The organism is Vibrio sp. BS-M-Sm-2 (assembly GCF_041504345.1).
GTDB lineage: Bacteria > Pseudomonadota > Gammaproteobacteria > Enterobacterales > Vibrionaceae > Vibrio > Vibrio satsumensis.
Map to the genome: position 1 here is coordinate 159,861 of NZ_CP167894.1, position 13,869 is coordinate 173,729.

Sequence of the window (13,869 nt, forward strand, 5' to 3'; positions counted from 1 at the left end):
AACAACAAACGCTAACACTCGCTTGGCATTTTTCTTTTCTAAAGCTCAGTTACTTCTTGAAATCGGGCCAAACCTGCTCGTTATATGCCATCAATTCTCGATTGTTATTTCCATTTTTATTTTTCCAATACCTATTCATTCATATTTTGTTTTGATTCCCATTTTGAGAAATCAAATACACAGATCACAAAATCAAACTAAGCCATTGATAAATAGTGCATATTTAATTGGCACGACTCCTGCTATCTAACTGTGTAGATAAGCGCTTTAACCGAATAGCTTAAAGCGAGGCGTCAGAAAGGAAAAAGAATAGTAACTAAGGCAGGGACCAAATTATGAATAACCAGTTAACGAAGCATGGCAAAAAGATCATACACGTTGTTCAGCACCTTGCTCCAGGAGGCTTAGAAACTTTGACGTTAGATTTGTTGCGCCTCGCTAAACCAACAGACCAAGTGTTGATCGTGAGTTTAGAAGGCACAAAACAAGAGTCGATAAACAACTGGCCTAAATTGGAACAGTACAAAAATCAAATCGTCTTCTTAGATAAAGCTCCAGGCGTACAATTCAATATCATCATCAAACTGATTAAAGCATTTAATGGGATTCGACCTGATGTGGTTCATACCCACCACATTGGCCCTCTACTTTATGCAGGCTATGCAGCTCGCATTACCGGAGTTCCAACTCGAATTCATACTGAACATGATGCTTGGCATTTAAAGAATACCAAACGTCGTCGCTTACAAGCACTAGCGCTAAAGGCTGCCCAACCAACATTGGTTGCCGATGCAACACGTGTTTACAATCAACTGCGTTGTGCCTTTTCGTATAAGAACATCATCACAATTAAAAACGGTGTGGATTGTGAGAGGTTCAAACCGATGTCAAAAGCAGACGCGAGAGCAAAGCTCAACCTGCCTACTGACAAACACATCGTAGGTTGTGCTGGGCGTTTAGAGCATGTGAAAGGTCAAGACCAACTGATTAAGGCACTTTCCCTACTTCCGACTAACACCGTTGTCGTATTGGCTGGTGATGGTTCAAAACGCGTTCAACTGGAACAGCTTACTCACCGTTTGAATCTTAGTGATCGTGTGATCTTCCTAGGGCTAGTTGAGGACATGACCTCCTTTTACGGCGCATTAGATACTTTCTGCCTACCTTCTCGTCACGAAGGGTTACCACTTTCAACACTAGAAGCCCAAGCGTGCAATATTCCTACCGTCGCGATGAACGTCGGTGCTGTCGATGAAACCATATGCCCACTCAGTGGCACGCTCGTTCAAAGTGGCAGCGTTGCGGGATTAGCAAGTGCGCTATTAGAAAAACAAAATGAACGCTTTTTGTCACCTCGTCGTTACGTACTCAACAACTTCGACATTGTAAAAATGGTTGCCTCTTATAATGACATCTCAAAAGGAGCTTACGCATGATCGATTGGTTGCTAGCGGGACTTTGCTTATTTTCTGGTGCGTTGATTGTATACCATCACGCAGCCTACCCTCTATTGCTGCGTTGGTACGCTAAAAGCCACCCAGCGCGCCACGTTGAAGAGAGCCATCGTTGTTACAAAGACGAACAACAAGATTGCACACTACCAACCATTACCATTCTTGTTCCGGCATTTAATGAAGAGCAATGGATAGCGGACAAGGTTCGTAACCTTGCATCATTAGATTACCCAAAAAAGAAACTGCAAGTCATTATCGCTTGTGATGGTTGTACTGATAACACGGTGGAGATTGCACAAATGACCATTCAAGAAGCGATGTGCAGTGATATCCACTTTGAGATACATGACCACAAAGTAAATCGAGGTAAAGTCGCGACTCTCAATGACGAAGTGACACAGATTGCCAGTGACATTACAGCACTAAGTGATGTATCAGCCCTTATTTCACTAGATGCATTACTTATTGCAGCTGCTCATTTTGAAAGTGACAAGGTCGGTGTAGTGAATGCAACTTATCAACTGTGCCCAACAAGAAACGAAGGAGAGAACACTTACTGGCAGTATCAAACCGCAGTTAAAGAGTCAGAGGCTTCATTAGGCTCTAGCTTAGGGTCTCATGGCGCATTCTACTTGTTCAGAACACATCTGTTTGAACCGCTTCCCCTAAACACCATCAACGATGACTTCATACTGCCTATGAAAATTGTCAAACAAGGTTACGTCGCTGAATACGAAACCCAAATGGTGGCATTAGAGTTAGAAGAAGCAAACCTAGAAACAGACTTCAAAAGAAGACTCCGTATCTCAGCTGGCAACATGCAACAAGCGATTCGATTATTTGGCTTATTTAGCCCTAAATTCAAAGGTATCGCATTTGCCTTCTTCTCAGGGAAAGGGCTACGCCTACTGACCCCATATCTAATGATTGTGTGCTTAGTGTGCTCAATCTTACTTAGCCACTACCTGGTATTTAAGGGATTACTTTTGGCACAAATTTCCGTTTACACCATTGGCGTACTTGGCTGCATATTGCCAAAACGTTTAGTGAACAAACCTATTTCATTAATCTCATACTTGATTGTTGGACACTACGCCAACTTCATTGGTGGCATTCGTTACCTAGTTGGGCTAGAAAATTCACCTTGGACACGAGCGAATCATTGAGGACTTATTATGATGAACATTGAACAGCTATCTAACCAAAAGCTATACCAATACAAAATCTCAAGAGCTAAACGTACGTTCGATTTCGTAAGTGCTCTGTTAGCTCTAATTCTATTGGCGCCTGTATTTCCTCTAATTGCGATGGCGATTTCACTCACGTCTCGTGGTCCTATTTTCTACCGCCAACTTCGCGTTGGTAAATCAACACCACAGAAAATGGAACTATTTGAAATCATGAAGTTTCGTAGCATGTACGAAGACGCAGAAACTCGCTCAGGTGCAGTTTGGGCAACCGCGAATGACCCACGAATCACACCGGTTGGTCGATTCTTGAGAAAGACTCGTCTCGATGAACTTCCACAACTGTTTAATGTATTAAAAGGTGAAATGTCTCTTATTGGTCCACGCCCTGAGCGCCCTACTTTTTACACCAAACTAGAGAACGAAATCCCTTACTTTGCGGACCGCACTTATGGCGTAATGCCCGGTATTACAGGGCTTGCACAAGTGAACCAAGGTTATGACACCTGCATCGATGATGTACGTCGTAAAGTAGGTTTTGATCACAGCTACGCACTGAGTCTATGTTCTATGAAATCTTGGATTGCCGCTGACCTCGCCATCATTTCTAAAACTATCATCGTAATGGTCGACGGACGAGGCCGCTAAAAAATATGGTCTAAGGTGAAATTACAATCAATCTCGTCCAAGGTGATAAATAGAGCAGTCTGTCCACTGTGAACAAAAAGCCAGCTTTGATAATAAATTATCGGCCGGCTTTTCTCTGTTTAATAACAAGCCAACTAAAAGAACGCTTCGATTTTAAAATCCAATTGATATACGATGCCAACATACTGTTCTAAAAACGATTAAATGCCGTTGTTATGAAAATCGAAGATCTTAAGCTGTTCACCACCGTTGTCGAGCTAGGTAGTTTCACTGCTGCAGCCAATGCTCTTGACCTTCCGCGAGCTAACGTTAGCCGTAGAATTAACGACCTTGAGAAGTCTCTCGGCATTCAATTATTCTTTAGAACGACTCGAAGCCTTTCCTTAACTAAAGCTGGCGAGCTCTATTACAAAGAACTGCTCAATGCATTAAGAGCACTCGACAAAGCAAACCATATTGCTTCCAACCTATCAGAAGTTGCACACGGACAAGTGAAAATAGGCCTGCTGCCTGAAACCAGCGACATCATGCAATCAACTCTATTTAAATTTCAAGATATGTACCCTAAGGTTGAGCTAGATATTCGCAATATTAGCAACGGTTTTGTCGACATGTACCGCCAAGGATTAGACCTAGCCATGCATGGCGGCACATTGAGTGACGCTAACGTAGTTGCACGTAAAGTCATGGATCTCCAACGTATTTTTGTCGCAAGTCCTGAATTTTTAGAGAAAGAAGGCAAGCCTTCAAGCTTAAGAGAACTCGCCAATTACCCATTTGTTTGCTTTAGATGGCCAAGTGGTGACATCGACAAGCGATGGGACATCAAAGATCACATCATCAAGGTCGAACCTTCGGTGGTGAGTGACAGCATAGGCTTCGTAATCGGCGGTGTAACACGTCACAGAGGTATAGCATTACTGCCAGAACTCTTGGTACGACAACAACTCAAAGGTGGGGCCTTAATCAACCTATTCCCTAACGAGGAGCTTCAAAAAGAAGAAGCATGGCTACTCTACCCTCAACGCAAAGCGTTAAGTCACTCCGCTCAACTTTTGATTGATTTTCTATTACAAGAGCTTCCAAATCTATAGCTATTGTAATGAATATTATGACAGTGTTTCGCGAATAGACTAGATTATCTAAACCTAAGTGAAAGATAGAATTACTCCATAAATTGACAGGAGTAATCCATGAAGCCTATTTCTCAACGTTCGTCTATCTTTGAACAGACACCTATCCTTAAACATACGGTCATCGCACTAAGCCTGATCCCTCTTTTTGGCTGTAATGACTCTGAGGCGACGCTCCCTCAGAAGCAAACGCGACCAATTCAAGTTATTCAACTTGAGCCTCTTTCTCATCAGATCGAAAAATCCTTCACGGGTAAATTGCAATCATCAGAAACAGCAGGAGTGGCGTTTCGCGTACCTGGTACTATTCAAAATGTGATGGTCTCGGTTGGCGATCCAGTAAAGAAAGGCCAGCCGTTGGCACAACTCGACCCGCATGATTACCAAGTGGCGTTGGAAGAGTTACAAGCTCGTTCTCTTGAAGCAAAATCTGCACACAAGCTGGCTAAGACTGAGCTCGCTCGAGTGAAACAAGCGATTGATGACAACGCGATTGCCGATGTTAATCTGGATCGTGCTATCAGCGGCTATGAAAGAAGTGAAGCCGCGGTTAAAGTGGTTGAACAAAACATACGCCGCGCAAAAGATTCGATTCGTTATACACAACTGCTCGCCCCTTTTGACGGCGTGGTAGCTGCATCTAACTTCGAACAGTTCGAACAAGTCCTGCCGGGTTTTTCAGTTTTCACCATCCACAACCCCGATCAACTTGAAGTTAAAATCCAAGTCCCAGAAAACCTAATTCATAAATTCCAACCGAATCAGACCGCTGGTATCAACTGGTACGGCTCAGAGGAAAAATTGATTGGGTACGCGACTGAAATTGCAACGTCACCTCATCCTATTAAGCAAACCTACGCGGTTACTTACCATCTGGAGTCACGCGACAAATCTGTGTTGCCGGGCAAAGCCGTAACACTCACGACTCAACTTGGCGAACCAACCAATAATTTCTGCTTACCGTATTCAGCGATCGTGAATCCATCGGGTATCGAGCAAGTGTTCACTATTCAAAATGAACAAGCTCATGGCGTAACTGTGGACGTGGTTTCGATGTCCCAAAATACCGTATGCGTTGAATCAACGCTCAACGATGGCGATTTCGTCGTGGTGAGTGGTGCTCAGTACGTCATGGAAGGCCAACACTTCTCCGATATTCAAGTTAAGAGTCTGTAGGTAAATCATGATGAATCTAGCTGATTTTGCGATCAAACAACGCACCTTCATCCTGTTTTTCACTGCATTGAGTGTTATCGCAGGCCTGTTTTCTTACTTTGATCTTGGCAAGCTCGAAGATCCAAGCTTTACCATCAAAACGGCCGTCGTAGTAACGCTCTACCCCGGTGCTTCTGCGGAAGAAGTGGAACAGCAAGTTACTGATACCGTCGAAACTAAACTGCAAGAGATGGGATCATTAAACCGACTTCGTTCACTCTCTCGCCCTGGCATGTCGATGGTGTTTGTCGACCTCAAAGAGTCTCTTAATTCAAAGGCACTTCCTCAAGAGTGGGACTTATTGCGCCGCAAAGTATCTGACATGAAGCTGTTATTGCCTTCGACTGCGCAGATCAGTGTCGTACAAGACGAGTTCTCTGAAGTCTACGGCATGCTTTTCTCTATCCACAGTAAGGATGCCTCGCCTGCTGAATTAAGACGTTACGCAGAAGAGTTGCAACGTCGAATTAAAACCGTCGATGGTATTAAGAAGATCGAATTACACGGTGTTCAACCACGCGTTGTTCATATCGACATCCCAGATGAAAGGTTGGCGCAATACGGCCTATCCATCACACAAGTTTGGTCGCAGCTGAATACGCAAAACATGGCCTTTGATGCCGGTAAGTTTTCAGCAGGAACTGAGCGAATCCGAGTTCAACAGTCGAGTGAGTTTGGTTCATTAGACGACATCAAAAATCTGATGATCAAAGGCGGTGTGAGTGAGTTAGGCACCAGCTTAATCCGCTTAGGCGATATTGCAGACGTAACAATGGGCTACCAAGAGCCAATGATGACAGAGAACCGCTTCAACGGCGTGCCTGCAGTCACATTAGCGATGAGCCCAGTCACCGGAGTCAACGTGGTATCACTTGGCGATGAAATCAATCAGATCGTCAGCGATTTTCAATCGACCCTGCCGTTAGGTGTTGATATTGCGACAGTTGCTAACCAGCCGGAAGAAGTTCAGAAATCGATCGACAACTTCGTAAGCAACTTGCTAGAAAGTGTCGCGATTGTATTCATCGTCCTATCGATATTCATGGGACTAAAAAGCGCAACCATTGTCGGCTCAAGCTTGTTGCTGACTATCTTGCTGACGCTTATCTACATGAACATCGCGTCAATTGATTTACACCGAGTTTCGCTAGGTACCTTCATTCTTGCGCTTGGCATGTTGGTGGATAACGCCATTGTCATCACCGATATGATGATTGTGAAAATCAACAAAGGCGTCGACCGAACCAAAGCTGCAATTGATTCTGTTAAAGAGACCGCTACACCACTCTTTGGCGCGACAGTCATTGCTATCATGGGTGCGAGCCCTGTTATCTTTTCAAAAACCGATGCCGCTGAGTTCGCAAGCTCAGTATTCCTAATTATCGCCTCTTCACTGTTGTTGTCATGGTTTGTCGCAATGACGTTCACAGCTTTGATGTGTTGGTTCTTCATCAAGCCAGCTAAGCAAGCTGACAACACCAAAGTAAGCTTATATCGTAAGAGCGTAAACTGGACGGTAGATAATCCACTCAAAGCACTGACGGGGCTTATTCCGCTGATCTTGGTCACTGCATTGGCTATCCCGAATATTGCCGTTAACTTTATTCCACAAGCCGACAGACCCATTCTGTTCTTAGATTACTGGCTGCCAAATGGCGCCAAGGTTGAACAGACCTCAGAAGACATGAAGCGTATCGAACAATGGTTGTTAGAGCAGCCGGAAGTCGAGAGTATTTCAACGTACGTTGGTGCTGGCGCTCCTCGTTTCTCAGTGACCATTGAGCCAGAGCCGTTTGACTCAGCTTATGGTCAGATCTTGATTAACGCGACCGATTTCCCTTCACTCAGCCCGCTGATTGCGCGTGGCGACAAATGGTTAATGGAAGAGTATCCAAACGCCGATCCTCGCTTTAGAAGCTTAAAGCTTGCGACTTCGGATAAATTCAGTGTTGAAGCGCGTTTTTCAGGCCCAGATATCGAGGTACTGCACGGCTTATCTGAACAAGCGAAAGCGATCTTTGCTCGACACCCAGACACCAAGTACGTTCGTGACGACTGGCGTCAAAAGAGCAAAGTGCTAGAACCCGTCATCAACCAAGACAAGATGCGCCTTGCGGGTATTAACCGTGCCGACATTGCATTCGCGATGAAACGCGCGTCAGAAGGCATGCCGCTAGGTCGTATGAACTTAAACGACGAACTGGTGACGATTCAACTGCGTGGTACAGAAAGCTCTATTCAATCGCTAGAAACTTTGCCGGTACGTTCTTTATTGGGCATCCACAGCGTTCCACTAGGTCAAGTCATTGACGGGTTTGAGCTTACAAGCGAAGAGACCATGATTTGGCGTCGTGACCGAGTAAAAACCATCACTGCGCAAGCTGGCGTTGGTCGTTACACTACTCCTGCAGCGGTAAGAAACTCCGTTAAAGAACAAATAGAATCCATTCACCTTCCACACGGTTACCACTTGGAATGGGGTGGCGAATATTACGACGAGCATAAAGCGGTCAGCGATATTCTTAAACAGCTACCTAAAGCGATGTTGTTGATGATGATTATCTTAGTGGCGATGTTTAACGGCTTCAAACAGCCAGTGATCATCTTCACCACCCTACCGCTTGCGGCGACGGGTGCAACATTCAGCTTATTGCTGTTGGATAAACCATTCGGCTTCATGGCGCTTATCGGCGCGGTAACCTTGACCGGTATGATCATCAAGAACGGCATCGTGTTGATGGACCAGATCGAGCTTGAACGTAAAGACGGTCGCTCACTGTCAGACGCAATTAAAGAAGCCACCGTGAACCGCACAATGGCGATTTCGATGGGTGCACTCACCACGGCACTTGGCATGATCCCGCTGCTCAGTGACCTGCTATTTGACCAGATGGCGGCAACCATTATCGGTGGCTTGGCTGCAGCAACTGTGTTGTCTCTGTTTGTAATGCCTGCGCTGTACAAGCTTTTCTATCGAACTGAAGAGAAAAAGACTGTGGCTGAAGCCATTGAAGATGCTGTAGTTATGCTCGATGCGACGCCTCAATCTACAAACAGCAGCACTCCAACCTCATTCAACAAGGAGCAATAAACATGTATCCATTAACTAAGTTTAAAGTGGCTCCTATTGCTCTCGCCTTGTTGCTGACCGGCTGTGCCGTTGGCCCAGATTACGAAGAACCACAAACGACAATGGCTGAGACATTTCTATACAGCCAAGAAGGGGTGAACCAAGACGAACAGCACAATCATTGGTGGGCACAGTTCAATGATCCAACGCTCAATCAATTAGTGGCCGATGTTCAAAACCAGAACATCCCACTTAAACTGGCCGCCGAGCGAATCAACATGGCGAACTCATACAAAAGCGTGGTTGAATCATTCAAGGTTCCGACCATCAATGTCGGCGGCGGTTATTACAACTACCAACTGAGTGAGAACGACTCCCTACTCGGCCCAGTATTTGGCGCCTCTGATGCGGTTGAATCAGCAACGGGGATGTCGTTGCTGGAAGCGCAACACGATGGCGGGTTCTTAGGTGCTAGCATCGCCTGGGAAATGGACTTGTTTAGACGTATCGATAAGCAATCCAACGCGGCAACAATTCGAGTGGAACAAGCCGAGATATTCCAATCCGGTTTGAATACCTTGATCACTGCAGATGTCATTCACAACTACCTGCAATATCGCGGCGCTCAAGAGCGAAAAGCGATCGCACTAGAGAACATTTCCGACCAAAAGCAGACTTTAGAACTGGTCACCAAAGTTGTTCGTAGCGGCTACGGCTCGGAGTTAGATCTTGCTCAAGCCAAAGCCATGCTTGCCGCGACTGAATCCATTTTTCCTCAACTTGAAATCGCAGAGCAAGTTCACAAACAACGTATGGCAGTGTTGTTAGGCGAATCACTTACGAGCGTGAACCAACGTTTAGCGGGTGAATTTACGTTACCGAGAATGAACGATGTTATTCCGACAGGCTTACCTTCTGACTTGTTAGAACAGCGCCCAGACATCCGAATTGCAGAACGAGAAATGGCAGCCATTAACGAAGAACTCGGCGCAAGCATTGCCAATCGCTATCCAAAATTCTTCCTAACGGGTACGCCAGGAGTAACTGCAGGAAGTTTTGATGACTTATTCAGTAGCGATTCATTCGGTTGGGCGGCATCTGCTGGCATAAGTTGGAATGTATTCGATGGTGGTCGAGGCGAAGCCATGGTTGAAATGAACGAAGCAAGGTTCCGTTCTGCAGCGCTAAACTATCAACACTCAGTTGATAGCGCCTTTGCGGAAGTCGATTCAAGCTTGTTTGCCTATGGCCGTAGCCAAGAGAACCAAAAGCGCATCGATGAAGCCACCCTTGCCGTCGATAACGCAGTGAGTAAAGCAAAGTCGCTATACAAAGCGGGCCTAGTCGATTACTTGTCGGTGTTAGACGCACAAAGACAACAAAAAGCGATGCAAGATCGCCAAGTGGCCGCCAAGCTTCAAACCGCCAATACCACGATTGCAGTGTATAAAGCGTTAGGTGGCGATTGGAAAGTCGCTAATGAAACACAGAGTGTCGAATTAGCCCACGTTAACTAATCTTTCTGTTCTCAGCTGAACGATGCAATAAGCCTAATAAAAAATACCGCCGATATCGTCGGCGGTATTTTTGTTACTGAAAGTCGCTGTGGCAATTGTGCACCCATGTTTAACGGATACGTACCTTTCCTATTGGGTTTAAACGACTAAATCGGTATTTAGGGTAATAGACCCAAAACAGTTCTTCGTTCTTAGAGTCTTGAGCTATCAATAACTCAACCTCGCCAGAGTTAATAACAATACGTACTTTACTTTTTGACAAAGGTTTCGTTCTATTCATCGTTACGTAGTTACTACTTCTCAAAGAATCTAACAATTTAGATTCCTCAAACTCCTCATGAGCCTCCACAACGAAACTCGACACGCTCAGCTCTTCAGCGAGGAGCTTTCGGATTTGATACTTCTGAGAGAGAAACAGAACGATACTGATTGCTGCGACTCCACTTAATAGAATCAACGCTTTTATATTTTTACGCCAGACCCCAACAAAAAGAGCTGAAAGTAAGCTTACAATAAAAACTAAGGAGGTAACCGTAAACCAAATATCTAAATAATCGCCCATAATTACCCTATTCACCTCAACCTAGTTTAAGTACCCCTGTTCATGTCTTCCATGACGAAAGTGAACTATTTACGCGACAACCAGTGACTAGGAATTAGATGCATTGTTGCTGTCTGTATCTACGGTTTTGATCAGAGGACCTGCGCACTCGACAAAATCACCGATATCAAAAGTATCTGGCGCATCCGCTCCCCCCGTCACACCAAAACTGCCTTTCACCGTTGGATCCTTCTCAGTCTTATCTACGTCTAAAATGATCTCTACTTTATACGTGTGACCGTCAGGAAGAAGTTTGGCACACTCTTCCAGTGTTGAAGCGGTAGCACTCATGCTGAAACCGAATAAACACATCGCAAGTACACTACTTTTCATTTTCAACATCATAAAACCTCTCGAATACTATAGATACATCATACCAATAACCGGCTCATCTTCACGGGAATTACCATAAAACGTCTAAAAACATAATGTTGGTTATCTATGAACGCTATTTTGGCGCTTCTGACTCTGTAAAATTGGTTTTGAAAGTGAAGGCATACGGTGTATCACCGATTTCTCTGAGGTGTTCAAGTCGCTCTATTGCTTCTTCGAGTGTGGGAATATGGTCTTCTTCAATCCACCAAAGCACATAAGTATCTTCAGGTAAACGATGAAACCAGTCCCCCTTTCGGCGCATGAAATCACGATGATGCGTGCGGAACATGAAGTTCTTTAACGAATCCACAGAGTCCCACACCGACATGTTCACAATCATATTAGGATCATCGAAAGCTTGGATGTTGGTGGCGTCACCAGATTCATCTTTCAGACGCCAAACGAACCCTTCACTGCTTTCTGCAATTCCATTGACCAACTCTAAGTTATCGACAAACTCTTTTATTTCCGGCGCATCTAACGGGTATTTTGCCAGAGCGATATTTAACTGAGCTAATTTCATAACGTTTCTTCCTTGATAAATTATGAGTAAATTTTCCTAGCAAGCCAACTGACTCTTATAAAACTAAAGAACAGCCACGCCTTCAACTTCAATCACTGAGTTCACATTAGCGCGCTCGATTATCTTGAGCAGCGTCGTTTGGATTAGCTCATTATCTCGGATTTCGCTTTCACAAGAAAAACGTTCTTCTTGAACACCATCGCTCTCACCCAGCATAAATTGAACTGCGACTTCCGTTGCGAGATCTTTGGTCGTTCCGTAATACGCTAAAGTGATTTTTGGATATCCGTTGTCGCCTTTTTTAACCTGCTTTGCGATACGTTTTTTAGCTTTATCTAAATTCATACAACTTCCTTTTTAAGTCTGAAACTTGATACTAAGTGCTTTTTACACTCTTAACTTTTCTACTAATTCAGAAAACGATGCTTCAACAGTTTGACCTGCCGTATCAATTTTAACCACATCACTTTCCCACGATTCATAATGACGACTTTTGACTTGTTGCCATGTTGGAAGCTTCAAATTAGCCACTTCGCATTCGCGATTATTAACTCGACTTTCATGCTCAATAACATCCGAGCAAGAAACCTCAATATTCACAAACTTAGCTCCTGCATATTCAGCAACTTCTTGCCACTCACTCCGAGTAAGTTTTATAGGATTACAACTATCAGAGATGCAGCTATGACCACGTTCCAAATTATCGCGAACGATCCGATAACTTAACCGATAACCTTCACCTTCTACATTAAAGTTACAGAGGTCTCGAAGCCCCTGCTCTACAGTATCAACGCGCATGTACATTGCGCCTATTTGTTTAGCGAGTAGCTTAGCTAAGGTAGATTTCCCTGAAGCAGGGAGCCCCGAAAAAATGTATAAAACAGGTATATTCAAATTAAATCAACCTCTTGCATATAACGAATGACATGGATTCCCCCTACCGAGGATCTGCCACACTTATGTGGTACTTAAATGCATCGGAGGCACCATGTCTGATTATTCTTATTTCTGCGGTATCGACCTAGCTAAAAACCACTTCAGTCTTCATGCCGTAGACCAAAATGGTAAGGTCATACTTCATAAGTCGGTAACTCGCTCTAAACTACTGACTACAATAGCAAATATGCCACTCATGCGTATAGGCGTTGAAGCGTGTGGTGGTGCACATTATTGGGCAAGAACACTCAATAAACTTGGGCACGACGCCCGCATTATGGCCGTTAAATACGTAATGCCTTATCGAACTAAAGGAAAGAACGACCTTAATGATGCTGTTGCCATATGCGAAGCTGTTCAGCGTCCATCAACTCGCTTTGTACCCGTAAAATCCCCCGAGCAACAAGCCATCTTATCGGTACATAGAATGAGAGAGCATTGGGTTCGTGAACGCACCGCGCTTATGAATCGCATGCGCGCCCTACTCTCTGAATTCGGGTTGATCATTCCTGTTGGCCGCTCTTCGTTAATGAAACACGTTCCCTTAATGCTCGAAGATGCAGAAAATGAACTGCCACACCTCGCAAGAACAGTCATTGCCGATGCTTATCACCACCTTGGTGAATTGAATCAACGTATCGCCGATACAGAACAAGTCTTTGACTCTTTTGCTAAGGTCAGCGCTAATGTTCAACGAGTGATGAAAGTTCGAGGTATTGGGCCGCAAACCGCTACTGCGATACTTGCTTCGATAGGCAATGGTTCTCAATTTGATAAAAGCCGTGATTTCTCTGCTTGGCTAGGACTAGTACCAAAGCAATATTCCACAGGAGGAAAACCTCGGTTAGGTCGGATAACCAAACACGGCGACAAATACTTACGAACACTATTAGTTCACGGCGCAAGGACCGTGATTGCCAACCTTGGCGACAAGCAAGATAAGTTAAGTCAGTGGTGCAGAGGCGTTCTGGAACGAAGAGGAATGAACCGAGCAATAGTGGCACTTGCCGCGAAGAACGCACGAATTATATGGTCGCTTTTACACAATCAAACAGAATATGAAAACTATGCTGCTTAAGTAAAACCTTAAGCAGCATAAAGAGTTAAACCCACCGGGTCATTGCAGACGCTAATGATGGAGATAGGTTAAGACCACTTACGGAGAGCCTGTTAATGCGGCGGACACATTAGATGTCATCTAACGAATAAG

The 13,869-nt window shown here is 44.6% G+C and carries 13 protein-coding genes; 8 read left to right on the forward strand and 5 right to left on the reverse strand.

Annotated features, from left to right (window positions below):
* Positions 1-335 precede the first annotated feature (335 nt).
* The 7 genes from AB8613_RS00605 (at position 336) to AB8613_RS00635 (ending at position 10,224) form a co-directional block, all read left to right on the forward strand.
* Entirely contained in the window at positions 336-1,436 is a 1,101-nt protein-coding gene (locus AB8613_RS00605) for a glycosyltransferase (RefSeq protein WP_285954209.1), read from the forward strand.
* On the forward strand, positions 1,433-2,620 hold the full coding sequence (locus AB8613_RS00610) for a glycosyltransferase family 2 protein (RefSeq protein WP_372384191.1): 1,188 nt from the start codon (positions 1,433-1,435) through the stop codon (positions 2,618-2,620). The genes AB8613_RS00605 and AB8613_RS00610 overlap by 4 nt, the downstream gene beginning before the upstream one ends.
* A gap of 9 nt (positions 2,621-2,629) precedes the next feature.
* Positions 2,630-3,289 (forward strand): sugar transferase, encoded by a 660-nt coding sequence (locus AB8613_RS00615; protein ID WP_372384192.1) that lies wholly within the window; start codon positions 2,630-2,632, stop codon positions 3,287-3,289.
* A gap of 215 nt (positions 3,290-3,504) precedes the next feature.
* Positions 3,505-4,383: a LysR family transcriptional regulator gene (locus tag AB8613_RS00620; RefSeq protein WP_285954207.1), complete on the forward strand. Its 879-nt coding sequence runs from the start codon at positions 3,505-3,507 to the stop codon at positions 4,381-4,383.
* A 99-nt stretch (positions 4,384-4,482) separates the two neighbouring features.
* On the forward strand, positions 4,483-5,598 hold the full coding sequence (locus AB8613_RS00625) for an efflux RND transporter periplasmic adaptor subunit (protein ID WP_372384193.1): 1,116 nt from the start codon (positions 4,483-4,485) through the stop codon (positions 5,596-5,598).
* Positions 5,599-5,608: 10 nt separating this feature from the next.
* On the forward strand, positions 5,609-8,728 hold the full coding sequence (locus AB8613_RS00630; protein ID WP_372384833.1) for an efflux RND transporter permease subunit: 3,120 nt from the start codon (positions 5,609-5,611) through the stop codon (positions 8,726-8,728).
* Between the two features lie 2 nt (positions 8,729-8,730).
* On the forward strand, positions 8,731-10,224 hold the full coding sequence (locus tag AB8613_RS00635; RefSeq protein WP_372384194.1) for an efflux transporter outer membrane subunit: 1,494 nt from the start codon (positions 8,731-8,733) through the stop codon (positions 10,222-10,224).
* Between the two features lie 109 nt (positions 10,225-10,333).
* Here AB8613_RS00635 and AB8613_RS00640 read toward each other — a convergent pair whose 3' ends face one another.
* The 5 genes from AB8613_RS00640 to AB8613_RS00660 all read right to left on the reverse strand — a co-directional run bounded on the left by AB8613_RS00640 (position 10,334) and on the right by AB8613_RS00660 (position 12,617).
* On the reverse strand, positions 10,334-10,786 hold the full coding sequence (locus AB8613_RS00640) for a hypothetical protein (protein ID WP_372384195.1): 453 nt from the start codon (positions 10,784-10,786) through the stop codon (positions 10,334-10,336).
* An 87-nt stretch (positions 10,787-10,873) separates the two neighbouring features.
* Positions 10,874-11,170, reverse strand: a complete 297-nt coding sequence (locus tag AB8613_RS00645; RefSeq protein ID WP_372384196.1) for a hypothetical protein — start codon at positions 11,168-11,170, stop codon at positions 10,874-10,876.
* A gap of 103 nt (positions 11,171-11,273) precedes the next feature.
* Positions 11,274-11,723: a DUF3291 domain-containing protein gene (locus AB8613_RS00650; protein ID WP_017080506.1), complete on the reverse strand. Its 450-nt coding sequence runs from the start codon at positions 11,721-11,723 to the stop codon at positions 11,274-11,276.
* A gap of 63 nt (positions 11,724-11,786) precedes the next feature.
* A complete protein-coding gene (locus tag AB8613_RS00655; protein ID WP_146491543.1) occupies positions 11,787-12,068 on the reverse strand; it encodes a hypothetical protein in 282 nt (93 codons plus the stop codon).
* A 42-nt stretch (positions 12,069-12,110) separates the two neighbouring features.
* Positions 12,111-12,617 (reverse strand): AAA family ATPase, encoded by a 507-nt coding sequence (locus AB8613_RS00660; protein WP_372384197.1) that lies wholly within the window; start codon positions 12,615-12,617, stop codon positions 12,111-12,113.
* Between the two features lie 94 nt (positions 12,618-12,711).
* On the opposite strand from AB8613_RS00660, the gene AB8613_RS00665 reads away from it, so the two are divergent.
* A complete protein-coding gene (locus AB8613_RS00665; protein ID WP_372384198.1) occupies positions 12,712-13,737 on the forward strand; it encodes an IS110-like element ISVisp6 family transposase in 1,026 nt (341 codons plus the stop codon).
* The last annotated feature ends 132 nt before the right edge of the window (positions 13,738-13,869 follow it).

Coding starts and splice junctions, on each gene's coding strand:
- AB8613_RS00655 (WP_146491543.1), bottom strand. CDS start 12,068: ATGAATTTAGATAAAGCTAAAAAACGTATCGCAAAGCAGGTTAAAAAA.
- AB8613_RS00625 (WP_372384193.1), top strand. CDS start 4,483: ATGAAGCCTATTTCTCAACGTTCGTCTATCTTTGAACAGACACCTATC.
- AB8613_RS00620 (WP_285954207.1), top strand. CDS start 3,505: ATGAAAATCGAAGATCTTAAGCTGTTCACCACCGTTGTCGAGCTAGGT.
- AB8613_RS00665 (WP_372384198.1), top strand. CDS start 12,712: ATGTCTGATTATTCTTATTTCTGCGGTATCGACCTAGCTAAAAACCAC.
- AB8613_RS00650 (WP_017080506.1), bottom strand. CDS start 11,723: ATGAAATTAGCTCAGTTAAATATCGCTCTGGCAAAATACCCGTTAGAT.
- AB8613_RS00640 (WP_372384195.1), bottom strand. CDS start 10,786: ATGGGCGATTATTTAGATATTTGGTTTACGGTTACCTCCTTAGTTTTT.
- AB8613_RS00635 (WP_372384194.1), top strand. CDS start 8,731: ATGTATCCATTAACTAAGTTTAAAGTGGCTCCTATTGCTCTCGCCTTG.
- AB8613_RS00605 (WP_285954209.1), top strand. CDS start 336: ATGAATAACCAGTTAACGAAGCATGGCAAAAAGATCATACACGTTGTT.
- AB8613_RS00610 (WP_372384191.1), top strand. CDS start 1,433: ATGATCGATTGGTTGCTAGCGGGACTTTGCTTATTTTCTGGTGCGTTG.
- AB8613_RS00630 (WP_372384833.1), top strand. CDS start 5,609: ATGAATCTAGCTGATTTTGCGATCAAACAACGCACCTTCATCCTGTTT.
- AB8613_RS00615 (WP_372384192.1), top strand. CDS start 2,630: ATGATGAACATTGAACAGCTATCTAACCAAAAGCTATACCAATACAAA.
- AB8613_RS00645 (WP_372384196.1), bottom strand. CDS start 11,170: ATGATGTTGAAAATGAAAAGTAGTGTACTTGCGATGTGTTTATTCGGT.